Origin of the sequence: Asaia lannensis NBRC 102526, from assembly GCF_024054035.1 — a bacterium.
GTDB classification, from domain to species: Bacteria; Pseudomonadota; Alphaproteobacteria; order Acetobacterales; family Acetobacteraceae; genus Asaia; species Asaia lannensis.
In genome coordinates, this window is sequence record NZ_JAMXQU010000001.1 from 460107 (window position 1) to 483552 (window position 23446).

A 23446-nucleotide genomic window follows, 5' to 3' on the forward strand; every position below is an offset into this window, starting at 1 on the left:
CAACAGCCGTGCAACCGGCTGCATGAGAGGAGGAAACGGAGCAACGCATGAGGACGGGTACGAGGACACCGTATGCAGGGGGATGGTGCCAGCCAGAGGGCTGCTTATGAGCACGCCTGTGCTCCTCAATCATCGTACATCCTATCGTTACGACCGGATGGTATCTCTCGGACCGCAGACCATTCGGCTGAGACCGCCCGTTCATATGCGCAATGCCATCATGACCTACGCCCTGACGATCGGGCCGGATCATGCCGGGCTGACATGGAGGCAGGACACACATGGCAATGTCGTGTCCGAGGTCAGCTTCAGCGAGCGTATGGCGCAGTTCACCGTCGATGTGAGCATGATCGTCGATCTTGCCCCCTACGATCCGCTTGTCACGCTCTCGCGTGCTGCAGGCATGGCGCCTCATCATGAGTCCGATTACCGACGCCCGGTCGTGGCGGCAGAGGTGCTCGCCCCCTTTCTGGAAGCGGACGATCCATCTCCGGCAGAAACCCATCTCGCACGACTGACGACGCTCGCGCGTCGTATCGCGACGCGCCTGCATTATATGCGCAGGCTCGAACCCGGTGTCTGGACACCGCAGGAGACGCTCGCCCGCGAGGCGGGGTCATGCCGTGACAGTGCGTGGCTACTGATCGCTCTGGCGCGTCATCTCGGTTATGCCGCGCGTTTCGTTTCAGGCTATCTGATCGAACCGTCTGCCCTGCAGGCCGATCCCGACCGCCTTGTGTGCGATCTGCACGCCTGGGCAGAAATCTGGGTGCCCGAACATGGCTGGGTCGGGTTCGACACCACTTCGGGGCGCCTTGCAGCACAGAACCATATCCCTCTGGCAGCCTCCGATACGCCCGAAGACGCAGCCCCCATATCGGGATTGCTCGACCAGTGTCAGGCTGAATTCGATGTTCTGATGCAGGCCCATTTCCTTCATCGCGACGACAGGCGGGAACCAAAGCCCTGACAGGCAGTTCCGGGTGGGAACCTCATCTGGATGGTCGGAAAGTGAAGCTCTTTTCCTGCGAATGCTGTGCCCAGCCGCTCTTTTTTGAAAATACGCGCTGCGAATCCTGCCATCATGAGGTGGGTTATCTGCACAAGGTCTGCGATCTGACGGCGCTGGAGCCGGGTGATAGCCAGGGCGTGTGGTATCCGATGGAGCCGGGATTCGAGACGATCCCGCATGTGTTCTGTGCCAATCGCCACTACGACGCCTGCAACTGGCTGCTCAGCCCCGAAGAGGCAGCAGAGGGGCCATACTGCTTTGCCTGTCAGTTCAACCGCACCATTCCCGATCTCAACGATCCCCATAACCTCGAACGCTGGCGCAAGATCGAAACCGCGAAGCATCGTCTTTTCCATGCCCTGATCCGGCTCGACCTGCCTATGGTCAATAGGGGTCAGGATCCTGAAAACGGTCTCGCTTTCGACTTTCTCGATGATGGACCGGAAGGTTCGGCTCCTGTCATGACAGGACATGATAACGGACTCATCACACTTGCCGTACGCGAGGCGGATGACGATCAGCGTGAGCGCATGCGTGTCGAAATGGGGGAGTATTACCGCACGCTGCTCGGTCATTTCCGTCACGAGATCGGTCATTATTTCTGGAACGTCCTGATACGCGACGGCGGCAGGCTGGAACGTTGCAGGGCGATATTCGGCGATGACAGGCAGGATTATCAGGAGGCCCTGAAGGCGCATTATGCCAGCCCGCCCTCGGAGGACTGGAGAGAGACGCATGTCAGTGTCTATGCAGCGTCTCACCCCTGGGAGGATTTTGCCGAAACCTGGGCGCATTATCTGCATATCGTCTCGACGCTGGAGACAGCCTGGCTCTATGGCATCGCTATCGCTCCCAGAACCCCCGAGGCAGCGCAATATTCAAGTCCGGCCTTGCGCGGCGATCCATATCACGACCTTGGTATCGACGATATCATGAACGCCTGGCTGCCTTTGAGCATGGCCGTCAACAGCCTGAACCGGTCCATGGGGCTACAGGATTTCTATCCTTTCGTGCTGACCCCTGCCATCAGGCACAAACTCGCGTTCATCCACGATGTCATCAGGGAAACACAGGCGAGCCGCAAGCGCGACGAAGCCGGTTCTGCTCAGCCTCTTGCCAGTCCCACATAGCCCGGTCTCAGAGCGTACAGGGCTGGCTCCTGTGGGGGAGGCAGGTTGCGTTGGAACCGCTGGCGGGTGCTGAGCGCCGGTAATGCAGGGCCTCTAACCCGATATCGGTCAAGCCAGTCGGCAGATATCTTGCCCCGGGGGCTCGGGTTCAGGCCGTCAGGAGATCGGCCAACGGCGCAAGATAGGCTTCGAGAGGCACGCGCAGGGGCATGAGATAGGCACTCTCGCCACGGGCACGAATGGCTGTAAGGATCGTTCTGGCGAAAGCAATGTTCGCTTCAAGCGCAGGTTCGAATTCCGACGGGAACACCACGTGATTGACGCGCTCCCAATAGGCTCGGGCTTTCGGTCCGATGACAGGCGAAAGTCCCCAGAAGACATCGTCGTTTTCGAGCCAGGAGGCACAGAGATCGAACATGCGCATGTCGAAAAGAGGCTGGGTGAAGAACCCTGCAGCGCCAGCATCGCGCTTTCTCTGAATATCTTCGAGTTCCTGCCATGGCGCACGCCGGTAGGGATCGAATGCGGCGTAGATCCTGAGATGAGGCGCCTCCCGCCGGTAACGGGCGATGATCGAGGCGCTGCTGTTGGGCCAGGTGCGATGCGTCTCATCGGGCGGCGGATCGCCGGCGATAACCAGAACCTCCTGCAAACCTTCCTGTTCGGCGCAGGGCAGGGGGCCATCAGGATCGATATCGATGGCGCGTATATGCGGTATGGCGGCATAGCCCTGTGCGCGGGCAAGGTCGGCACCCTGCCAGGAACGCAGGGGCAGGCGCAGCAGATCGGGCAGATTGATGGTCGAGACTGAGGACGCAATGCGCTTTACGGTAGCCAGATCGTCGTTCAGACAATCGGCATCGCGTGGGATCAGCTCGATGGCAACGCGGCTCATGGGGTCTCGCTATCCAGAATCTGTCGTGCGGCCTGCAGGGTGTTATGCAGCAGGCAGGCAATCGTCATGGGGCCGACACCGCCCGGCACGGGGGTAATGTGCCCGGCAATGGGCGCTGCCTCGTCGAAAGCGACATCGCCCACCAGACGAGTCTTGCCATCGGGCAGGGAAATGCGCGTGATGCCGACATCGATCACCGTTGCGCCGGGTTTGATCCAGTCGCCACGCACCAGACCGTTCTTGCCTGTAGCGACCACAAGAATATCGCCCTCACGTGCAAGGGCACGCGTATCGCGGGTGTCGATATGTCCGATGGAAACCGTGCAGCCCTCCTTGAGCAGAAGCTGCGCCATGGGTTTGCCCACCAGATTGGAGGCGCCGATAATGACGGCATTGAGTCCGCGCAGTTCGGGCAGCGTCTCTTTCAGCAGCATGAGGCAACCCAGAGGGGTGCAGGGTACCAGCCCGTCTATGCCAAGGCTCAGCCTGCCGGCATTGACCTCGCCAAGCCCGTCCACATCCTTGTGAGGTGCGATGGCATTGGTCACCAGAATGGGGTCGATCTGCTTGGGAAGGGGAAGCTGGACAAGAATGCCATGGATCTGCGGATCCGCATTCAGGCGTTCGATCAGCTCCAGCAGCTCGTCCTGCGAAGTGGTTTCAGGCAGCATGTGCATGAAAGAGCGCATGCCCGCGCGATGGGTCTGGATGGCCTTGTTCTTGACATAGACCTCGCTCGCCGGATCGTCGCCCACCAGCACCACGGCCAGACCGGGTATCTTGCCCGTACGTTCGCGCAGGGCCTCCGCCTCGGCCTTGACGCGATCCGTCAGGCGACGCGCGATGGCCTTGCCGTCGATGAGCTTTCCTGAAAGCGCCGGATCGTGTTTCATGGCTGAAATTCCTGTGGCAGGGGGACGCGAAGGGCAAAGCCCCGGGGCGGCCTCGAAAACAAGTGAGGAACAGACGTGACCGAGGCAATACGCAAGAACTTTGCAAGTGACAATATTGCGCCTGTCTGTCCCGAGGTGATGGCAGCGCTCTCACGGGTCAATGAGGGCTCTGCCCCAGCTTATGGCGAAGATAGCGAGACGCAGCGCCTGTCGACCTGCATGGAGGAATGTTTCGGCGCGCCTGTCTGGGTGTTTCCCGTTGCGACGGGCACGGCTGCCAACAGTCTTGCCCTTTCTGCAGCAACGGCACCTTTCGGCGCGGTTATCTGCGATCAGAGCGCCCATATCGCCAATGATGAAGGGGGCGCACCGGAGTTCTTCATGCATGGGGCACGTCTCATGCCCTTGCCCTCACCGGATGGGCGTATGGACCCGGTTGCGCTCGATCGCGCCATGATCGCTAATGTCGGGGGAGGGGTCCATACCAGCCCGATACAGACGCTTTCGCTGACGCAGAGCACCGAATGGGGCACGATCTATACGCTTGATCACCTTAAGGCTCTCACAAAGCGTGCAAGGGAGGCGGGTCTTGCGACCCATCTTGACGGAGCGCGACTGGGTAATGCCATTGCCGCACTGGGATGCGCACCTGCCGATGTGACCTGGAAGGCCGGGTTCGACATGGTCAGTTTCGGCGGCACCAAGAACGGCGCCATGGCCGCAGAGGCCGTGCTGATTTTCAGGGAAGACCTGGCACAGAATTTTGCACGTCGTATCAAGCGCAGCGGGCATCTCTGGTCAAAGCAGCGTTATCTCAGTGCGCAGCTTGTCGCATTGCTTGAAAACGGTCTCTGGCTGCGTCATGCCGCGCACGCCAATACCATGGCCCAGAGACTGGCTCACGGGCTGCGCCGCCACCCGGCGGCTTCGCTTCCTTTCGAGGTGCAAAGCAACGAGGTTTTCGTGGTGCTTCCCGAACGCACAGTCGAGGAACTCGAGGCGCAGGGCTTCGAGTTCTATCGCTGGGCTACGCCGCCGGGGATCGACGGGGTACTGATCCGCTTCGTTACCTGCTGGGCCACGGAAGCACGTGACGTCGATCACCTGCTCGACGCCCTTTAAGAACCTTTATCCGGCCCGAACCTACTGTTGATTTATCGAACGAAAGGGGCGTCAGGATCATTCCTGACGCCCCTTTTGCATTGCGGGTCAATGACGGGGTGAGCGCTTAGAAGCCGATCATCGCATCGCCACCGAAGGTGAAGACGCCGGTATTACGGTTATTGTTGAATGGCGAGGTGCCGTTGAGAGAACGGTCGAAACGGATTTCCGGACGTATGGCAAAAACGCGGACATGATGACCCAGATCCGGATGATAGGTCACGCCAAGGGTCAGGGCACCGTAGGTGGTCGGCGCCGCAGTTTCCGCAGGAGAATACTTGCCGGCGATGGCATCCATGTAGGACTGGTTGGTCAAAAAGCTCGCCACGAACAGACCTGTATTGTCGCGATAGAGCTCGCCACGATAGTTGAATGTCAGGCTGGGCGTGATTTTATAGGCGGCAAAGGTCACGACACTCCATGTCTCGGCCCGTAGCCCGTCATCATGAAGGAAGTTGAATTCGCCCGTCAGGCTGAGCTTGTCGTTGACCGTATAATAGGCCGAGATATCGTTCCACCAGCGCTGCGCCGTATTGGCGCGCGGGCCGAGAACCGAAACCGCATTCTCGGGTCCGACACGCGATAGCTCGACGATATTGAGCTTGCCATCGGCAAGCCCGTTGACATTGAAGCCGAAATACCCGGCAGCGGCGTTGTTGTTGTCGCTTTTGCCGAACGTGGTCTGGTTGCCCGTATCGACGCCGAAATTGAAATCGAATGTCTTGTTGATATGCCAGTGGAACATGGCGCCGAGATGTTCGAACGGCACGGAATACTGCGATGTATAGGCCAGCGTATAGAACGGACGCACGGTCGGATCGAGCACCTCAACCCCCATCGGAGCCTGAAGAATACCGGCCTGCATATCGAGACCGCCCTTGGTCACCCAGGGGAGGTGCACATCGACATGGGCCTGCGCCGGAATGATCTGATAGCGGTCTTTCATCCATACATCCGAGACGCCGAGCAGATGATAATAGCGACCGTCCGAACCGTAGAGACCCTGCAGGACAAAGCCGACCTGATAGGCGTCTTTTGTGGGGTCGATGGCTTTGGTGAGCGTGAGATCGACCTGGTTAAGCTGGGGCTGATTGGCCCTGTTGCCGAAGAAGTTGCCGAAATCGACCCCGTTATCGGGACGGGCCGGGTTGGCCGTGATGCCGCCTTCGAGCAGTCCGGTCAGTGCGATATCCTGCAGCCATGGGCTCTGGGCCGATTTGAAAATGGCGATCTGCGCATGGGCCTCATTCTGCATCGCCGCAGTTGCGACGACCGTGAAAGCACCAGTTGCAATCACCTGACGAAAACGGCTCGAAACACGGCTGAGCAGGTCCATGAGCGATTCCTATTCCAGGGCCACGGGGGCGGGTCGATTCAATCCGTCTTTTTTATTTTGGATTGATAATTGTATCAAGAAGGCAACATATTTTGTTGTCCATTGTGGTTTTCAGATAACAGAGTCCGGCCGCATGCAACGATGCGATGTAGAGCAGGAATTCGCTCGTCCTTGGTGTATTATATTATAATATGTGGCGCGTCTTTGTAGAATGAGTGCTTTGTATGGGAGGGGTAATTATCTATTTACATTATGTGGAACTGATAAATATAGAAAGATTCCATATCGAAATAAGAAGCAAGGGCAGATCCGGCATTTCTGAATGGGCCTGAAACCCCCTGATGCCGACGAGGGTGAAGCACCTGAGCCACGATGAAAGTCTCTCCTTTTCATGGGTCTTTTTCAGGCTCATGATTTCTGTCCTGACAAGGTGCCCGGACTCGACTGGAGTTGAGACATGACCATCAGACATATCCTGTGTTTCGGCGATTCCCTGACCTGGGGCTGGAAACCTGTCGCGGAAGGAACGCCCACGACGCGCTACGCTTTTCACGAGCGATGGACCGGTGTCATGGCCGAAACCCTTGGCGAGGGATGGTGCGTAATCGAGGAAGGGCTGAGCGCACGCACGACTTCCATCCTCGATCCGAACGATCCGAGGCTGGACGGGTCTGCCTATCTGCCCGCAGCTCTGGCGAGCCATATGCCGCTCGATCTGGTTATCATCATGCTTGGCACCAACGATACCAAGAGTGCCTATAAACGAACGCCCCATGAAATCGCCCTGGGTATGGCGAAGCTCGAAGCGCAGGTGGCGAAAAGCGCAGGCGGGGTCGGGACAGCTTATCCTTCACCGGCCACGCTGATCGTCGCACCGCCCCCTCTGGGGTCGATATCCGGGTGGCTGGCAGCGCAATTCGACGGAGCCGATGAAAAAGCCAGGGCCTTGCCTGCGCAATATGAGGCTCTTGCTTGCGCCCGCAGGGCCAGTTTTCTCGATGCCGGAAAGCATATGACGACGGATGGATCGGATGGCGTGCATTTCACAATCGAGAATAACCGTGTTCTGGGCCGGGCGATGGCGGCGAAAGTAAGGGAAATTCTCGTATGATCTCCCATCACGAAGGGGTGATATTTTGGCCACAGTCCTGCGAGAGAACCTGACTAAAGTGTTAACTTAAATTGCGAATGACTCGCAGTATCGATATGTCTCTGCCGTTTCTTACGACAGGACATTTTTCATGCGCGCGGATTTTACCCGAACGGGTCTGGTGGTTTGTGTTTCCCTAACGGCGCTGATGGCGGGAAGCGCTTACGCCCAGGACAAACAGGAAGCGCCGGGGCAAGTGGGAGACACGCGCCACGCACAGACCGCGGCTGCACCGAAAATCGTGACGAGAGGGACCGGGTCGAGAGGGGCTGCGGCACCCGTGAAAGAGCCTTCCCCGAAGACAGAGCATCTTGTCGTGCGCGGCCAGAAAGCGGCCACAATGGCGTCTTCCGCCACCAAATCGAACACACCGCTGATCGAGACAGCACAATCCGTGACGGTGATAACGCGTAATGAAATGGATATACGCGGCGTGCTGACACTCAATCAGGCTGTACGTTATGCCGCCGGTATCACGCCCGATCTGCGTGGCGGTGTCGGAACACGCTACGATCTGTTCCAGCTGCGTGGCTTCACCATTCCCGAATTTCTCGACGGGTTGCGCCTGCAGGACAGTCCGACCGGTTATGCCATCGCGCAGATCGACACATCGCGCCTCGAACGTCTTGAAATCCTGAAAGGTCCCGCTTCGGCACTTTACGGACAATCGAGCCCCGGCGGTCTTGTTGCCCTGCAGAGCAAGCTGCCTACGGACAAGGCATTTTATGGCGCGATCAACAGCACGGGTGGTATGTTCGACCTTTATCGTGTCGATGCGGATATGGGCGGTTTCGCGACGAAAGACGGCCAGATACGCTATCGCCTGTATGGCACGGTCAACGGCCAGCATACGCAGCTGACACGCACGGGAAGCCGCCGTTTTTCCATAAGTCCGTCTGTCAGTTTCGGCGGCAATGGCCCTGACACACTCACCCTGCTGGGTAATTACCAGTACGATCCCGAAGCCGGCACCTATGGCGGCGTGCCTTTGCAGGGCTCACTCAAGCCGGCCCCGTTTGGCGGATATCTGCCACGCAATTTCTATGATGGCGATGCGCGGTTCGAGAAATTCAACCGCAAGCACGGTGCCTTCACCTATATCTATAACCATCGTTTCAACGAGGACTGGAATTTTTCGACCCGCGGGCGTTACGACGATATCAGGACACAGTATCGCAGCGTCTATAATGCGGGCTACTGGGACAGCGACAGCCTTCTGCCGCGTTATGGTTTCGGAACCACGGAACACACACGCAACCTTGCGTTCGACAGCAATTTTCATGGCAAGCTGCGCACCGGCCCCTTCACCCATCTGCTCATGACGGGTTTCGATTATCAGCAACAATGGGCCAATGAGACCGCAGGGCAGAGCGCTGCCCCCGACCTGGATGTGTTTGCGCCGAATTACGACATGGGCATTGCACCGCTTGCAACCTATGCGCGCTACAAGGTTGATTCACATCAGATCGGTGCTTACGGGCAGGATGAGATTCACTGGGGCGGGCTGGTACTGACCGGAAGCATACGCAATGACTGGTTCCGCTCGCGCCAGATCGAGTATTACTCGGCGTCGAATTCCAAGCAGAGCCCGAGCCAGATTACCTGGCGTGCAGCAGGGCTGTATCATTTCAAATTCGGCCTCGCGCCCTATATCAGCTACGCCACCTCATTCCAGCCCCAGACGGGTGTGGTCTCCAATGACGGTGGCAAGACGCAGGGTCAGGCCAGCCCAAGCATTGGCAAGCAGCTAGAGGGCGGTCTGAAATATCAGCTGCCCGGTACCCCCATCCTGCTGACCGCCGCCGGGTTTCACATCGAGCAGACCAATGTGCTCGTTTCGGTGCCCAACACGGTTTACAGCGTGCAGAACGGTCTGGTCCATTCCGATGGGTTCGAATTCGAGGCCCATATCGATAACTGGCATAACTGGACGGTCGATGCGGCTGTCAGTGTGCAGCGCGTCAAGGATGACTCGACCGGCAAGCCTCTTATCCAGTCCGGTCGTGGCAATGCATCCCTGTTCGGGTTTTACACGATTCCCAAAGGGCGTCTCAAATCGCTGGGTCTGGGCGCGGGTATGCGTTATTCCGCATCGGCCTATGGTGGCGAGGCCAGCTATGGCAGTGTGAAAGTGCCGCAATATGCGCTGTTCGATGCATCGCTGCGCTACGATCTGGTCAATGTTTCGAAATCGCTCAAGGGCTGGACGGTTGGCGCCAGTGTGCGCAATCTGTTCGACAGGAATTACGTGACCAACTGCCTTGCCTATGCCTCTTACGGGCAGGAATTCTGCTATTATGGCGAACGCCGCAATGCGCAGGGTACGATCGGATTTGCCTGGTAAAGGCGTCAGGTAAGGAAATCCTGGCCGGAACGATTTCCAGCCCGATATGAAAAACCCCGGAGTGCCAAGGCATTCCGGGGTTTTCCTGTGGCGGATGGCCGGTTTACGGCAGGCGTGACAGACGTTCTGTCAGCACCTGATAAAACCCGTCTGAATCCACATCGCGCATATAAAGTGCGTTGGCGGGGCGTCCCGTTACGCTCCAGTAATCGACCACGGTCTGACCGGCAGAGAGCGGGCTTTGTGTCTCGATCTCGACATTGATCAGACGCCCCTGGAACAGATCGGGGCGCAGCAGCCACATGATGGTGCAGGGGTCATGCAAGGGGGCGCCGGGCCAGCCGTATTTTTCGAGGTCGAAACGCTCCGAAAAGCCCAGCATACCGCCTACGCAACGTCCGGCAGCATTGCCGATGGCACGAATGCGCCCAAGACGTGATGGGGTGGTGAGCACCTGATGCGTGACATCGAGCGGCAGCATGACGACCGGCACGCCGGAGGCGAGTACGATGGCAGCGGCCTCGGGATCGACATAGGCATTGAATTCGGCGTTGGGGGTAATATTCCCCCCTTCGAAACAGGCACCCAGCATGGACACGACGCGATTGATGCGCGGTGCGATATCGGGAGCCTTCTGCAGGGCCGTGGCCAGATTGGTCATCGGGCCGAGCGTCACGATGGTCAGGCTGCCTTCGGGCTCATGGCGCAGCGTCTCGATCAGGAATTCCACGGCATGAGGGGAGTCGGCCTGTTTTGTCGGGGCGGGGAGATCCGCACCGTCCAGTCCGCTCTCGCCATGAACATGATCGGCCCGTACGGGTGGGCGCTTCATCGGCAGGTCGCATCCGCTATGCAGCGGGATATCCGCACGTCCTGCCAGTTCCAGAATAGCGGCGGCATTGCGCGTGGTATTGGCGATGCCGCTATTGCCGCCCACAGTGAGGATCGCCTCGACCCTGATATCCTCGGGTGAAGCCAGCGCCAGAAGAATGGCGACGGCGTCGTCCTGACCGGGGTCGGTATCGATGATGATCCGTGTGGGCGTCATGGGCTTATTCCTTGCTGTCTTCCTCAGGACCCTTGACCCAGGCTTCGACCTTGCCGGAGACCTTGATGGTCATGGGGTTGCCCTTGCGGTCGAGCGTCTTGCCGACGGCCAGACGCACCCAGCCTTCGCTGATGCAGTATTCCTGCACATTGGTGCGCTCCTCGCCATTGAAGCGGATGCCGATGCCTTTTTCCAGCAGGGCCTCGTTATAGAACGGGCTGCCCGGTGTGGCGCTCAGACGGTCTGGCATGGTGTCGCTCATGGGAATTCCTCCGGTTTGGCGCGTGTTCCAGTTCTTGTCATGGGACATAGCCCGAGTTCCGGCCAGCGCAAAGCGCCGGAACGCAAAACGGGCGCGAGGGGGATACCCTTGCGCCCGTTTGGGGCCGTTTTGCGGCGGGTTTTCAGTCTGTCATCCCGGTCGTGCCGATCTGACAGACTGGCCGATTTGACAGACTGCCCCGGCGGATCAGCCGAGCGTCGGCATGACGAAATCCGCGCCCTGACGGATGCCCGTCGGCCAGCGCGAGGTGACGGCCTTGTATTTGGTAAAGAAGCGCACGCCTTCGGCACCGTGCATATGATGATCGCCGAACAGCGAGGCTTTCCAGCCGCCGAAGGAGTGGAACGCCATGGGCACCGGAATCGGCACGTTCACGCCTACCATGCCCGCCTGCACACGATGGGTGAACGCACGTGCGCTATCGCCATCGCGCGTGAAAATCGCCGTGCCATTGCCGAATTCATGCTCGTTGACCAGTTTCAGCGCGGTCTCGAAATCGGGCACGCGTACCACGGCCAGAACAGGGCCGAAGATCTCTTCACGGTAGATGCGCATGTCAGGCGTCACATGATCGAACAGCGATCCGCCAAGGAAGAAGCCATCAGGATCCTGGGTCGATCTGAAATCGCGTCCGTCGACAAGAAGCTTTGCCCCTTCCTCGGCGCCGAGCGTGACATACGAGGCCACCTTGTCGCGGTGAACCTTCGTGACCAGCGGCCCCATTTCTGTCGCATCATCGGTGCCGTTGCCGATTTTGAGCGCCTTGACCTTGGGGATCAGTTTTTCGATCAGCGCATCGGCCACGGGGCCGACAGCGACAGCCACGGAAATGGCCATGCAACGCTCACCGGCCGACCCGTAGGCCGCGCCCATCAGGGCATCGACGGTCTTGTCGAGATCGCAATCGGGCATGATGACGGCATGGTTCTTGGCGCCGCCCAGAGCCTGAACGCGCTTGCCGTGAGCGATGCCGGTCTCGTGGATATAACGCGCGATCGGGGTGGAGCCCACAAAGCTGATGGCCTGCACATCGGCGTGCTTGAGCAGGGCGTCCACTACGGTCTTGTCGCCATGCACGACCTGGAACACGCCATCGGGCAGACCCGCCTGCTTGAGCAGATCGGCCAGGATCAGCGAGGCCGAAGGGTCGCGTTCCGAAGGCTTGAGAATGAAGCAGTTGCCGCAGGCCAATGCCATGGGGGCCATCCAGAGCGGCACCATGACCGGAAAGTTGAACGGTGTGATACCGGCCACCACGCCAAGAGGCTGGCGCATCGACCAGGCGTCGATGCCGCGGCCGACCTGTTCGGTAAATTCGCCCTTGAGCAGTTCGGGCGCACCGGTGGCAAATTCCACCACTTCCATACCGCGCGTGACTTCGCCCAGCGCATCGGAGAGGACCTTTCCATGCTCTGAGGTAATGACTGCAGCCAGATCGCGTGCGTGTTTCTCGATCAGATCGCGAAAGCGGAACAGGACGCGTGCACGCGCCAGAGGGGTCGTCTGCGACCAGGCAGGGAAGGCGGCTCTGGCAGCAGCCACGGCATCATCGACGTCCCGTGTGTCACCCAGAGTCAGCTGGGCCGTCACTTTGCCCGTTGCCGGGTTGAACACGTCACCGCGGCCGCTTCCATGACCGTCGGTGCGCGATCCGTTGATGTAATGCTGGATCAGACTGCTCATAAACGTCTTCCTCTCGTCTGCGGCCTTGCAATGGCCCCACTGGACCGTTGCGCTTTGTCCGCCTTATAGCATCCGTCCCGGCTTGAGGATTTCAACTCTTGCGGCAGGACTCCGCCATTGCCTATATGGAAATTAATATTCTCTTTTGTATCTCAGAAAAGAAAAATTATTCTATTTATCGCTTCGAGCAGTCACGTTCCGGTGAACTTTCGGGCTCGGTTCTGTTGTCCGCAGCTTCCTTGAGAACGAGCGAAGGGCAAAATCCGGAAGACAGGATAATGCCCCCATAGCTGGGCGTATGGGCGATAGCCCCTTGTCTGGTCTGACACGCGGTCTGGACAGGGACAGGGGAGGCGGGTTCGGGCTGTGTCGATGGCTGTTGACCGGAAAATTCCCTTTGGCCGTTCAATCGTGTCCGATAATTCCGCACATATGAGAAAACATCTGGCCCGACGCAGAAAGCTCCGGCAAAACCTGTCATGATTTTGCCGAACCTGCAGGTCAGGTTCATGCTTTCGGGACCTGAACCGGCAGGATCGGCGGGCGTTTCCCCTGTCTTCGCTCCCCTGTTTCCGCCGTTCAGGTTTCACTCCATGCCGGACACATTTTCATCGGTCCGGACGGATTTTCCACTTTTACGATCGACGAGGTCTGATGCGTTCTGCTCTTGCCATGATGGCCATTTCCGCCCTGACGCTCACTGCCTGCGCCATGGATGCCGATGAGGATGCCGAATCCCGCTACGCACCCGTGGCAGCCGGGCAGGCCATCAAGCTCGAACAGAAAAACGCCCCCATTCCCGGCACGGCCTATCGCATGGCCTATCGCAGCACGGATGCCCATGACCCGACCCATCTGGTGGCGGTCTCGGCCGAAGTCATGCTGCCACGCGGTACGCCGCCTGCGGGCGGCTGGCCTGTCATGGCCTGGGCGCATGGCACGAGCGGTATCGGTCTGACCTGCGCGCCGTCCATTATGGGGATTGGCGGCCCGCAGGCCAGTTTCTATGGGAGCTGGCTGCGTCGTGGGTATGCCGTAGTGGCAACCGATTACCCCGGTCTCGGCGAGCCGGGTGCCGCACTCTATCTGAATGCGAAATCGGAAGGCATGGCAGTGCTGGACTCGGTACGCGCTGCGCGCCGCCGTTTCTCCTCGCTCAGCGGTCATGTGGTCCTGCTCGGTCACGATCAGGGGGCACAGGCGGTGCTTGCCGCTTCCGCCCTTGCCCGATCCTACGCGCCGAGCCTGCAGATCAAAGGCACGATCGCACTCGGTGCGCCCTATTTCGACGGGGATTCGGGCCATATCCTGACGCAATCCCATGGCGCGCGCCGGTTCGCCCCCGGGGTGGTGTACGGGCTTCTGCTCGGGGCATCGCTGGGTAAGGCAGATCCGTCTTTCGACCCATCCTCCGCATTCAAGCCCCGTGCCTTGCCGCTTTATCGCAAGGCTTCGGAGCTTTGCCGTGGCGATTTCTTCGGGGCGGTCGAACATGCTGGACTGACGCCCGACAACACCTTCCAGCCCGATGCTGAAAACGCCCTTGCTCCCGCGCTGCAATGGGCGCGTTATCCTTCGCTCAAGCTGTCTTCACCGGTCATGCTCGGCATTGCGTCCAACGATACGCAGGTGCCCCCCGCCCAGCAGGAGAAGCTGAAGCAGGCGCTATGCTCTGCCGGAACGGTCGTGAGCGTGCATCACTATCGCGTCGAGCATTCTCCCTTGCTGAATGCAGCCGAAAGCGAGGCACAGGCCTTTGCCGATCGCAGCCTGCAAGGCGATGCGATTTCTTCTGACTGTCAGTAATCGCGGGCGGTATCTGGAGGCTGACGGGCCCGGTGCGGATCTTGGGATCGTCAGGAACAGCTGTGCCCTGAGAAGCGTGCAAGATTACCCGCAGGCCCCTCTCATTCCCCCTCTCATGTATGAGAATGAGAGGGGGAAGACAGCAGGACAGGCTTGGGACGAGCCCGGAAGGGGATGGGAGGTGACCGGGAGGTCATAATGACTGGCCTGCCGAAACAAATCTCCCCCGGTCCGTGCGATGGCTCACAATGCCCCGCAGGATGACTGCCGGAATTGGGGCCTGCGCTCTTCAGAAATCCGAGAGTGCGCTGCGCCGCCATTTGTCGGGTGCTACGCAAACATAATGATAATTCTGGTCGTCCTCGAATTCGCCTGGCTTGCAGGGTGACGAGCTGCTTGCGGGCGTAGCGATCGATCCCTGAAACCGCGCGCCCTCAATGAGCTGTATTCCACCAGTGACCTGCATTGAGTTCGTGGAAACCCTGAGAGCGGAGCCGGTCGCCCAGATGGAACTGGTGCGCGTATGTGCTCCGACGCCGAAAACCAATGCGTCCTTTCCAGTCAGGTTGATGTTCCCATCGCTTGCGAGGTCTGGTGTGTTTTGGGTCCGCAGCAGTGTACGGACAGGCGTCTTCATATCGTCGATATGATCATTATACATATTGTTCGCGAGTGTGATGGATGGGCCATTGGCATTATCCGAGAAGCTGCTTCTGGTAACGATGGAAATGTTCCCCGTTATGGCGACATTGAGGGATGATCGGTCTATCTGTAAGGGGCCATTATTCATGGCTTCCATGACGTTGCCCATAATTGCGGTTGTTTCTGCCGCGTTCACGTCTCGGCCCTTGTCGTCGTTCATTTTCGAAAACCGAATTCCGGTGGAGTTTTGGCCGGATCTGAGAAATCCGTAGAATGAGTTGCCGTTGAATGCGCTGCTGCTTGCATTCAATGCCCAGATGCCCGCCCATCCGGGGCTCGCGGCTGAGAAAGTGCCGTAGTCTCGCGGAAGCTGTGCATTAGGGCCATAGGCGACTGGAGGCAGCGCGAAAAACAGATTCCCCGTGAAATTCAGATTAGAGGCATTTTCTGCGTAGATGCCGGCGACGCTCGTGTTGAAATGGCTGCCTGAGACGCTGATCCATGACGCACCATTCGATCTGAGATCGGCAGGAGCATACAGACCATAAGAAGCACCGACGATGGTGGCAGCACTGATCTGCAGGCCCTCGCTATGATTATCGATCCGGATGCCGGCAAAACCACCCGTCATGACGCTGTCCGTTATGTGGTTGTCTATGCTGGCATTGATCCTGGCTGGATCTGGCGTCGTGTAGAGCCATATGCCCGTGCCTTGGGTCGGATCTGCATTGAAGGCGCCCGGCATGGCTGAACGAAAGCCTCGTATCGTCGCATTGACCGGATTTTCCAGTTTCAGGCATGCCATGAAACGACCATCGCATCGCAGGTCGCTTGCAGTAATGCGCATCTTGCCGCCGCCCTGATTTTGGGGAAGACCCAGAATATCGATACCGTCGCCGGTGATATGGCTTTCTGGTGTGTCATTGCGCCTTGTCACCGTCAGTCCGTGTACGATGACCCGCGATATGCCACCATGTGCTCTCGCCACCTCGCGTATGATCACCGGTGTTCGATCCTCGGCCTCGACCAGGGAGGCACCCGCTTCTGCCTCGATTTCGAGACTGCTCGATTGCGGAAGGGCGATAGGTCTGGCGTTGCGAAGGATGTATTTTCCTGGGGGTATCAGGAACCTGACTGAGGCACCGTCAGAGAGACGCTCGTTTATCCTGTCCACAGCAGAGTTATAGGCGTTCGTATCGTCTGAAAGATTGTCGCCTCTGGCACCAAATTCTCTCAGGTTGATTGCGCTATTGTCGAGGGTCGCTCCCGAGGCAGAATGAGGTGCGACCAGGAAGCCGATGGCAGCAGAGAGTGATACGCATGTTATGAGCCGAAGCACTTAGATTCTCCCATTACTGCTGCCAATATTGTGATGACTGCTTTTTACAGCATTGCCCGAATGGGACATCACAGTGAAATTCAGCATTGTGCCCAACAATTTCTGGTATAGATATGTAAAGCAAGCTTTACATGGGGGGTGATATGTTCAGATCTGGTCGTGCAGCTTACGAGCTGGGCGCAGCCCTTGCGCTCTATATAGTCCTGCTTTTCGCGGCGAACATCATACTCTCCATGTATCGTCCCGCCGGGCTCTGGCTGTTTGCTTTGAGTATGGTGCCGATGATCGGTGCCGTCGCCATGGCATGGACCGTATTGCGCGGGCTTCATCGTATGGATGAACTACAGAGACGGATTCAGTTCGACGCGATCGCGATCGCGTTTCTGGGTACGGCGCTGATAACTTTCGGCTGGGGATTCGGTGAGGTTGCCGGACTTCCCCCTCTGCGTGCTTTTGCTTTCTGGCCGATCATGGGGAGTCTGTGGTTCATCAGCGTCATTTTTGCCAGCCGGAAATACCGTTGAAAAACCGTATGCGCGACCTGCGTCAGGGGCAGGGCATGAGTCAGAATGCCCTGGCCGAGGCGCTCGGTGTTTCGCGCCAGACGATCAACGCCATTGAGAACGAGCGCTACGACCCGAGTTTACCTTTGGCTTTCGCCATCGCGAAAATCTTCGGTCTGAGCATCGAAGCGATCTTCACCCCCTGAATAGAACGGGATGAAAGGGGCGCTGCCCCTTTCCGGGGGATGGGGCAGCGCCTCATGAGCCCTTAATCGACGAAAACGCTTGCCGGATAACCCTGAGCGAAGAGATGCGCACGCAGGGTCGAGTGATTGACCTGCATGTCGATCATCTGGCGTACTTTCGGCTTGCCCTTATAGGCAATGCCGAGACCGGCCACGGCCAGCATGGGCAGATCATTGGTGCCGTCACCCGTGGTAAGGGCTGCCGAAGCCTTTACGCCGCGCTCTTCGAGAAGGCGGGTCAGATGCTCTTCCTTGCTGTTCGGCCCCAGAACCGGACCCACAAGTTTGCCGGTAAATACGCCATCTACAATGTCGAATTCATTGCCATAATGTTCATCGAAGCCGCAGGCTTCGGCCGCGCGGCTGGTGAAATAGGTAAACCCGCCCGAGACGAGCGCTGTGCGGGCATTATGGGCGTGCATGGTCTGGACCAGTGTGCGTGCACCGGCGTTGAGTTTCGTGTTCTGCCAGACGTCTTCAAGACAGGCAGCCGATTTGCCTTCGAGCAGGGCCACGCGCGCGCGCAGGGACTCTTCGAAGTCGAGACGACCGTTCATCGAGGCCTCGGTCAGTTTGACGACCTCATCGCCGATGCCGAGTGCAATAGCCACTTCATCGAGGGTTTCGCCATCGAGAATGGTGCTGTCCATATCGGCTACGAGTACGGCCTTGCGACGGCCACGTGTCTTGACCAGCAGGGTATCGACCTTATGGCGGGCAAGCGTGGCGCGTATGGTCGCGATAGTGGGCGCACCCGGTGCCGGGGTAGGGCAGGGGATCTCGACGGCCTCGCCGGCAGAAAGAACGACGGGGTTCTTGCCCTTGACCATGTTCCGCGCAATGTCGATGGCATCTTTGGACAGGGTGCCCTGTGCAGGGTCGGCAACGAGAACGAGAACGTAAGGTAAGGTCATCTTGGCCCATCTGGTAGAAACGCTTGGGACAGTTAGACAGAATGGCTGATGCCCCGATTGCCCTTATTGTGGCGGGACCGACCTGTTCGGGCAAGTCGGCCCTGGCACTCGGGCTGGCCGAGCGCTTTGGCGGCACGATCGTCAACGCCGATTCCATGCAGGTCTATGCCGATCTGCATGTGCTGACGGCCCGACCCGATGCGCAGGACGAGGCGCGTGCGCCCCACAGATTATACGGCGTACTCGACGCCGCCCAGCCGGGCAGCGTCGCCTGGTGGCGCGAGGCGGCCCTTGCGGAAATGAACGCGGCCTGGGTGCAGGGCCGCTTGCCGATACTCTGCGGCGGGACCGGCATGTATCTGCGTGCGCTTCTCGATGGTCTGGTGGAGGTGCCGGAACCGGGGGATGCAGCACGCGACTGGGCACGCACTCTTGTCGAAACGCAGGGGAGCGAGGCTGCTCACGCGCTTCTGATGCAGGACGATCCCGATACGGCGCAAACCCTCAAACCCGGTGATGGCCAGCGTGTAGCCCGTGCACTGGAGGTGCTGCGCGGCACCGGCCACGGGCTCACTTACTGGCGTGGTCAGCCGGGATTGCCTGCTGCGCCGTGCCGCTTCGTTTCTGTCAGACTGCATCCACCGCGGGACAGGCTGCGTGCCTCGATTGCCGAACGGTTCTCGCGCATGATGACCTTGGGAGCCATGCAGGAGGTCGAACGCCTTGTCGCACGTGGGCTTTCGCCCGCTCTGCCGGCCATGCGTGCCCATGGCGTGCCGGAACTGAGCGCTGTTCTGGCAGGGACGCTCGCGCTCGATGAGGCCATGACGCGCGCCGTGATCGCTACGGGGCAGTACACGCGGCGTCAGGCCACATGGTTCAACCATCATGCACTGGGTGCAGAGCAGGATTGCATGATTTCCTTGCAAAGATATGATGAAGGTACGCAATTTTCGGAAAGAGAATTCGAAAATATAGCAACTTTCATACAATCCGCCATTGACGAATCCTCAAACCCGTCATAAACCCGCCCGCTCAATGAAAGGGGTGCGCTCACATGAACGCGTCAACACAGCAGACCGGAAAAACTTCGACAGCGCCGCTCAATGGTGCCGAGGTGCTCCTGCGCGTGCTTGTGGAACAGGGGGTCGAGGTTATTTTCGGCTATCCCGGTGGCGCGGTGCTGCCCATCTACGATGCGCTGTTCAAGCAGAACCATATCCGTCACGTTCTGGTGCGTCATGAGCAGGCTGCCGTTCATGCAGCAGAAGCCTATGCACGCTCGACCGGCAAGGTGGGCGTGGTGCTGGTCACCAGCGGCCCCGGTGCCACCAATGCCGTGACCGGTCTGGTCGACGCGCTTATGGACTCCATCCCGCTCATCTGTCTGTGCGGTCAGGTGCCTACGGCGCTGATCGGCAACGATGCGTTTCAGGAAGCCGATACGACCGGCATTACGCGCCCGGCCACCAAGCACAATTATCTCGTGCGTCGCGGTCAGGATCTGGCGCCGATCGTGCGTGAGGCATTCGAGGTTGCGGCTGGCGGTCGCCCTGGCCCCGTGCTGATCGATCTGCCCAAGGATGTTTCGGTCGGCAATGCGCCTCTGCCCGCGCCAGGCGAGGGTCGACTGCATCGCCCCTATCGTCCGAATCTGGATGCCGATGGCGAGGCGATCCGCCAGACCATCGCCGCCATGAAGCGTGCCAAGCGTCCGCTTCTTTATACGGGTGGCGGTGTCATCAATGCCGGACCCAAAGCCTCCGAGGCTTTGCGCGAGCTGGCGCGTCGCACCAATTTCCCGGTGACGTCCACATTGATGGGTCTGGGCGCATTTCCCACCACCGACCGTCAGTTTCTGGGCATGCTGGGTATGCATGGCAGCTACGAGGCCAATCTGGCCACGCATGGCTGCGACCTGCTGATCGCGCTTGGCTCGCGCTTCGACGATCGCGTGACTGGGCGCGTGGATGCGTTTTCGCCGAATTCTTTCAAGGTGCATGCCGATATCGATCCCTCGCAGATCAACAAGATCATTCGCGTGGATGTGCCGCTTATCGGCGATGTTGGTCGCACGATCGAAGCGCTTCTGGAAGCATGGGATGGCGAAGGTCAGGATCTGAGCCCCTGGTGGGCACAGATCGAGGGCTGGCGCGCGCTGGATTCCTTTGGCTTCGTGCAGGATCAGACCCCGAGTGCCATTATCCGCCCGCAATATGCCATTCGCCGTCTTTATGAAGCCACGCAGGCTCTGGGACGCGATACATTTGTGAGCACGGAAGTCGGCCAGCACCAGATGTGGGCCGCGCAGCACTTCCAGTTCGACAAGCCCAATCGCTGGCTGACATCCGGCGGCCTTGGCACCATGGGTTATGGTCTGCCTGCCGCTGTGGGCGCTCAGGTGGCCCATCCCGATGCGCTGGTGATCGATATTGCCGGCGAGGCCTCGACGCTCATGAATATTCAGGAGCTCGGCACGATGGCGCAGTATCGCCTGCCGGTGAAGCTGTTCATCCTGAACAACCGCTATATGGGCATGGTGCGCCAGTGGCAGGAGCTGCTGCACGGTTCGCGCTATTCGCAGTCCTACAGCGAGGCACTGCCCGATTTCATCCGTCTGGCCGAGGCATTTCACGGCAAGGGCCTGCGTGCCACCTGCGTGGGTGAGCTGGATGGCGTGATCGACGAAATGCTGCGCCATGACGGCCCGGTGGTGGCGGATATCTGCGTGGCTCAGGATGAAAACTGCTTCCCGATGATTCCATCGGGCGCCCCGCATAACGAGATGCTGCTCGGTCCCGATCAGGAAGCCAATGCAGCACGGGTTACACAAGAAGGCATGATGCTGGTCTGATGGCACAGGATATCCAGAGAGCCGTCATCGCGGTTCTGATCGAAAACGAGAGCGGTGCTCTGGCCCGCGTCGTCGGTCTGTTCTCAGGGCGTGGCTATAATATCGAAAGCCTCACTGTTTCTGCCATCGATGCCAGCCGCAATCTGTCGCGCATCACCATTGTGACCTCCGGTACGGAAATGGTCATTGCGCAGATCAAGGCGCAGCTCGACCGTCTCATCCCGGTGCATGGCGTGCGCGACCTGACCGAATGCGGCCCGCATGTGGCGCGCGAACTGGCACTGATCAAGGTGGTCAGCAAGGGCGAGATGCGTACAGAGGGCATGCGTATCGCCCAGGCGTTTCGCGCTCATGCCGTCGATACGACGGCAGGGTCTTTCGTTTTCGAACTGACGGGAAGCGCCGAGAAGATCGATGCTTTCGTCGAATTGATGCAACCGCTTGGTCTTGCGGAAGTGTCCCGGACCGGAATCGCCGCCATAGGCCGTGGTACCGAAGTCTTTCAATCCATCGAGGAGTCTTTCTGATGCGCGTCTATTACGATCGTGACTGTGATCTGGGCCTGATCAAGGGCAAGAAGGTTGCCATCATCGGTTACGGCAGCCAGGGCCACGCCCATGCCAACAACCTGAAGGACAGCGGCGTGACCGATATGGTTATCGGCCTGCGTCCCGAATCCTCAGCCGTGGCCAAGGCAGAAGGCGCTGGCTTCAAGGTCATGACGCCTGCCGATGCCGCTGCATGGGCCGATGTCGTGATGGTTCTGACGCCTGACGAAGGCCAGGGCGCACTCTACAAGGAGTCGCTCGAGAAGAACCTGAAGCATGGCGCAGCGCTCGTTTTTGCGCATGGTCTGTCGATCCATTTCCGCATCATCGAAGCCCGTCCCGATCTGGATGTGTTCCTCGTGGCGCCAAAGGGCCCCGGCCATACGGTTCGTTCCGAGTACCAGAAGGGTGGCGGTGTGCCGTCGCTCGTCGCTGTTGCCCAGAACGCAACGGGTCAGGCGCTCGAAATCGCCCTGTCCTATGCTGCGGCCAATGGTGGCGGCCGCGCCGGCATCATCGAGACCAGCTTCAAGGAAGAGGTCGAAACCGATCTGTTCGGTGAACAGGCTGTGCTTTGCGGCGGTCTGGTCGAGCTGATCCGTGCCGGCTTCGAAACGCTGGTCGAGGGCGGCTACGCTCCCGAGATGGCCTATTTCGAGTGCCTGCACGAAATGAAGCTGATCGTGGATCTGATCTACGAAGGCGGCATTGCGAACATGAACTACTCGATCTCGAACACGGCCGAGTATGGTGAATATGTCACCGGTCCGCGTATCGTGACGGCAGAAACCAAGGCCGAGATGAAGCGCGTTCTGACAGACATTCAGGACGGCACCTTCGTGCGTAACTTCATTCTTGAAAACCAGTCCGGCGGCGTTGGCTTCAAGGCCATCCGTGCGCGCAACGATGCTCACCAGATCGAAAAGACCGGTGAGAAGCTGCGCGGCATGATGCCCTGGATTGCCAAGGGCAAGCTGGTCGACAAGGCCAAGAACTGAGTTCTCTCCCCGCAGGGAAAGAACGGAAAGGGGGGCTTTGGCCCCCTTTTTTATTTGCAGAAAACCGCTGAGACTGCGTGTGCGGGCAGTTGGGCATTAGGCACGCAGGTCGTCGCAGCCCGTTAATATTGCAATGGCCGATATCTCGGCGAACGCTCAGAAGCGTGCGATCAGCGCGACTCCTGCAATCATCAGCACGGCACCTGCAATGCGATAGGGGTTGAGGCTATGCACTTCCATACGCAGCAGGCCGAAATGATCGATCAGCAGGCTGGTCAAGAGATTGGCGGTGATCGTAAGCCCGTTGACCGGTCCTGCCCCCAGCTTCTGGATTAAAAGTAGTCCGGCGAAGACGGCGACAGCGCCTGTAATGCCGCCCAGCGGAGCCCACCATGGCATTGAAGCAAGATCGCCAGCGCTGGGAAGCGGGCGCGGCATGCAGGCGAAAAGCGCAATCGCGAGAAACAGAACGAGCAGGAACGACACGGAGGTCGCAAGCCAGGGGTTTACCAGTGACTTGCTGAGCGCCCCATTCATGGTGGCTCCAAGGGCCTGCAAGACACCGGCAATCAGGATGAAGGGAAACGCCCAGGCAGCATTCATGACATCATCTCTCCGAAAACAGAGGCACTTCATGCATTGGACCTGTCGAACGGTCTTCC

Annotated in this window: 21 protein-coding genes; 12 read left to right on the plus strand and 9 right to left on the minus strand. The window is 59.1% G+C overall.

The window, feature by feature from the left end; genetic code table 11:
* Window positions 1-106: 106 nt before the first annotated feature.
* A complete protein-coding gene (locus NF685_RS02055; protein ID WP_252848391.1) occupies window positions 107-970 on the plus strand; it encodes a transglutaminase family protein in 864 nt (287 codons plus the stop codon).
* Between the two features lie 41 nt (window positions 971-1011).
* A complete protein-coding gene (locus NF685_RS02060) occupies window positions 1012-2142 on the plus strand; it encodes a zinc-binding metallopeptidase family protein (protein ID WP_252848392.1) in 1131 nt (376 codons plus the stop codon).
* A 148-nt stretch (window positions 2143-2290) separates the two neighbouring features.
* Here the strand turns inward: NF685_RS02060 and NF685_RS02065 are convergent, their stop codons facing one another.
* Window positions 2291-3037, minus strand: a complete 747-nt coding sequence (locus tag NF685_RS02065) for a methylenetetrahydrofolate reductase (RefSeq protein WP_252848393.1) — start codon at window positions 3035-3037, stop codon at window positions 2291-2293.
* Window positions 3034-3930 carry a bifunctional methylenetetrahydrofolate dehydrogenase/methenyltetrahydrofolate cyclohydrolase FolD gene (folD, locus tag NF685_RS02070; protein WP_222546629.1) on the minus strand — a complete coding sequence of 299 codons (897 nt, stop codon included), beginning with the start codon at window positions 3928-3930 and terminating at the stop codon, window positions 3034-3036. The genes NF685_RS02065 and folD overlap by 4 nt, the downstream gene beginning before the upstream one ends.
* Window positions 3931-4005: 75 nt before the next feature.
* Here folD and NF685_RS02075 point away from each other — a divergent pair, with 75 nt between their 5' ends.
* On the plus strand, window positions 4006-5052 hold the full coding sequence (locus tag NF685_RS02075; RefSeq protein WP_252848394.1) for a threonine aldolase family protein: 1047 nt from the start codon (window positions 4006-4008) through the stop codon (window positions 5050-5052).
* A gap of 106 nt (window positions 5053-5158) precedes the next feature.
* Here NF685_RS02075 and NF685_RS02080 read toward each other — a convergent pair whose 3' ends face one another.
* Complete coding sequence (locus NF685_RS02080) at window positions 5159-6346, minus strand: outer membrane beta-barrel protein (RefSeq protein WP_252848482.1); 1188 nt, start codon at window positions 6344-6346, stop codon at window positions 5159-5161.
* Window positions 6347-6884: 538 nt separating this feature from the next.
* Here NF685_RS02080 and NF685_RS02085 point away from each other — a divergent pair.
* Together NF685_RS02085 and NF685_RS02090 are read left to right on the plus strand one after the other, a co-directional pair.
* Window positions 6885-7538 carry an SGNH/GDSL hydrolase family protein gene (locus tag NF685_RS02085; protein WP_252848395.1) on the plus strand — a complete coding sequence of 218 codons (654 nt, stop codon included), beginning with the start codon at window positions 6885-6887 and terminating at the stop codon, window positions 7536-7538.
* 130 nt (window positions 7539-7668) lie between these two features.
* Window positions 7669-9921, plus strand: coding sequence for a TonB-dependent siderophore receptor (locus NF685_RS02090; RefSeq protein ID WP_252848396.1), 2253 nt, complete (start codon window positions 7669-7671; stop codon window positions 9919-9921).
* A 103-nt stretch (window positions 9922-10024) separates the two neighbouring features.
* On the opposite strand, the gene NF685_RS02095 is transcribed toward NF685_RS02090, so the two are convergent.
* The 3 genes from NF685_RS02095 to NF685_RS02105 all read right to left on the minus strand — a co-directional run bounded on the left by NF685_RS02095 (window position 10025) and on the right by NF685_RS02105 (window position 12935).
* Entirely contained in the window at window positions 10025-10969 is a 945-nt protein-coding gene (locus NF685_RS02095; protein ID WP_252848397.1) for a nucleoside hydrolase, read from the minus strand.
* 4 nt (window positions 10970-10973) lie between these two features.
* A complete protein-coding gene (locus NF685_RS02100) occupies window positions 10974-11231 on the minus strand; it encodes a DUF3297 family protein (RefSeq protein ID WP_222546638.1) in 258 nt (85 codons plus the stop codon).
* A gap of 207 nt (window positions 11232-11438) precedes the next feature.
* Entirely contained in the window at window positions 11439-12935 is a 1497-nt protein-coding gene (locus NF685_RS02105; RefSeq protein WP_222546639.1) for a CoA-acylating methylmalonate-semialdehyde dehydrogenase, read from the minus strand.
* A 654-nt stretch (window positions 12936-13589) separates the two neighbouring features.
* Between NF685_RS02105 and NF685_RS02110 the strand changes: the two genes are divergently transcribed.
* Entirely contained in the window at window positions 13590-14741 is a 1152-nt protein-coding gene (locus NF685_RS02110) for an alpha/beta fold hydrolase (RefSeq protein WP_252848398.1), read from the plus strand.
* A 289-nt stretch (window positions 14742-15030) separates the two neighbouring features.
* On the opposite strand, the gene NF685_RS02115 is transcribed toward NF685_RS02110, so the two are convergent.
* Window positions 15031-16722 carry a hypothetical protein gene (locus NF685_RS02115; protein ID WP_252848399.1) on the minus strand — a complete coding sequence of 564 codons (1692 nt, stop codon included), beginning with the start codon at window positions 16720-16722 and terminating at the stop codon, window positions 15031-15033.
* 143 nt (window positions 16723-16865) lie between these two features.
* Between NF685_RS02115 and NF685_RS02120 the strand changes: the two genes are divergently transcribed.
* Both NF685_RS02120 and NF685_RS02125 read left to right on the plus strand, forming a co-directional pair.
* Window positions 16866-17246, plus strand: coding sequence for a hypothetical protein (locus NF685_RS02120; RefSeq protein WP_252848400.1), 381 nt, complete (start codon window positions 16866-16868; stop codon window positions 17244-17246).
* Window positions 17243-17431 carry a helix-turn-helix transcriptional regulator gene (locus NF685_RS02125; protein ID WP_222546643.1) on the plus strand — a complete coding sequence of 63 codons (189 nt, stop codon included), beginning with the start codon at window positions 17243-17245 and terminating at the stop codon, window positions 17429-17431. The genes NF685_RS02120 and NF685_RS02125 overlap by 4 nt, the downstream gene beginning before the upstream one ends.
* 62 nt (window positions 17432-17493) lie before the next feature.
* Here NF685_RS02125 and serB read toward each other — a convergent pair whose 3' ends face one another.
* The gene (serB, locus tag NF685_RS02130; RefSeq protein WP_222546644.1) at window positions 17494-18384 is read right to left on the minus strand and encodes a phosphoserine phosphatase SerB; all 891 of its coding nucleotides are present in this window, start codon (window positions 18382-18384) and stop codon (window positions 17494-17496) included.
* Between the two features lie 41 nt (window positions 18385-18425).
* Here serB and miaA point away from each other — a divergent pair, with 41 nt between their 5' ends.
* From miaA to ilvC, 4 genes are read left to right on the plus strand one after another with little or no spacing between them, the layout of a single operon-like run.
* The gene (gene miaA, locus NF685_RS02135) at window positions 18426-19409 is read left to right on the plus strand and encodes a tRNA (adenosine(37)-N6)-dimethylallyltransferase MiaA (RefSeq protein ID WP_252848401.1); all 984 of its coding nucleotides are present in this window, start codon (window positions 18426-18428) and stop codon (window positions 19407-19409) included.
* 32 nt (window positions 19410-19441) lie between these two features.
* Window positions 19442-21238, plus strand: coding sequence for a biosynthetic-type acetolactate synthase large subunit (gene ilvB, locus NF685_RS02140; RefSeq protein WP_222546646.1), 1797 nt, complete (start codon window positions 19442-19444; stop codon window positions 21236-21238).
* A complete protein-coding gene (gene ilvN, locus NF685_RS02145) occupies window positions 21238-21765 on the plus strand; it encodes an acetolactate synthase small subunit (protein WP_222546647.1) in 528 nt (175 codons plus the stop codon). The genes ilvB and ilvN overlap by 1 nt, the downstream gene beginning before the upstream one ends.
* Entirely contained in the window at window positions 21765-22784 is a 1020-nt protein-coding gene (gene ilvC / locus NF685_RS02150; RefSeq protein WP_222546648.1) for a ketol-acid reductoisomerase, read from the plus strand. Before ilvN ends, ilvC begins: the two co-directional genes overlap by 1 nt.
* Window positions 22785-22940: 156 nt before the next feature.
* On the opposite strand, the gene NF685_RS02155 is transcribed toward ilvC, so the two are convergent.
* Window positions 22941-23387, minus strand: coding sequence for a DMT family transporter (locus tag NF685_RS02155; protein WP_252848402.1), 447 nt, complete (start codon window positions 23385-23387; stop codon window positions 22941-22943).
* Between the last annotated feature and the right edge of the window lie 59 nt (window positions 23388-23446).

Excerpts from the sequence above, each read along its gene's own strand:
- NF685_RS02100 (WP_222546638.1), bottom strand. The coding sequence starts at position 11,231 with ATGAGCGACACCATGCCAGACCGTCTGAGCGCCACACCGGGCAGCCCG.
- serB (WP_222546644.1), bottom strand. The coding sequence starts at position 18,384 with ATGACCTTACCTTACGTTCTCGTTCTCGTTGCCGACCCTGCACAGGGC.
- NF685_RS02110 (WP_252848398.1), top strand. The coding sequence starts at position 13,590 with ATGCGTTCTGCTCTTGCCATGATGGCCATTTCCGCCCTGACGCTCACT.
- NF685_RS02055 (WP_252848391.1), top strand. The coding sequence starts at position 107 with ATGAGCACGCCTGTGCTCCTCAATCATCGTACATCCTATCGTTACGAC.
- miaA (WP_252848401.1), top strand. The coding sequence starts at position 18,426 with ATGGCTGATGCCCCGATTGCCCTTATTGTGGCGGGACCGACCTGTTCG.
- NF685_RS02105 (WP_222546639.1), bottom strand. The coding sequence starts at position 12,935 with ATGAGCAGTCTGATCCAGCATTACATCAACGGATCGCGCACCGACGGT.
- folD (WP_222546629.1), bottom strand. The coding sequence starts at position 3,930 with ATGAAACACGATCCGGCGCTTTCAGGAAAGCTCATCGACGGCAAGGCC.
- NF685_RS02065 (WP_252848393.1), bottom strand. The coding sequence starts at position 3,037 with ATGAGCCGCGTTGCCATCGAGCTGATCCCACGCGATGCCGATTGTCTG.
- ilvN (WP_222546647.1), top strand. The coding sequence starts at position 21,238 with ATGGCACAGGATATCCAGAGAGCCGTCATCGCGGTTCTGATCGAAAAC.
- ilvB (WP_222546646.1), top strand. The coding sequence starts at position 19,442 with ATGAACGCGTCAACACAGCAGACCGGAAAAACTTCGACAGCGCCGCTC.
- NF685_RS02095 (WP_252848397.1), bottom strand. The coding sequence starts at position 10,969 with ATGACGCCCACACGGATCATCATCGATACCGACCCCGGTCAGGACGAC.
- NF685_RS02120 (WP_252848400.1), top strand. The coding sequence starts at position 16,866 with ATGTTCAGATCTGGTCGTGCAGCTTACGAGCTGGGCGCAGCCCTTGCG.
- NF685_RS02090 (WP_252848396.1), top strand. The coding sequence starts at position 7,669 with ATGCGCGCGGATTTTACCCGAACGGGTCTGGTGGTTTGTGTTTCCCTA.
- NF685_RS02085 (WP_252848395.1), top strand. The coding sequence starts at position 6,885 with ATGACCATCAGACATATCCTGTGTTTCGGCGATTCCCTGACCTGGGGC.
- NF685_RS02080 (WP_252848482.1), bottom strand. The coding sequence starts at position 6,346 with ATGCAGAATGAGGCCCATGCGCAGATCGCCATTTTCAAATCGGCCCAG.
- ilvC (WP_222546648.1), top strand. The coding sequence starts at position 21,765 with ATGCGCGTCTATTACGATCGTGACTGTGATCTGGGCCTGATCAAGGGC.
- NF685_RS02155 (WP_252848402.1), bottom strand. The coding sequence starts at position 23,387 with ATGAATGCTGCCTGGGCGTTTCCCTTCATCCTGATTGCCGGTGTCTTG.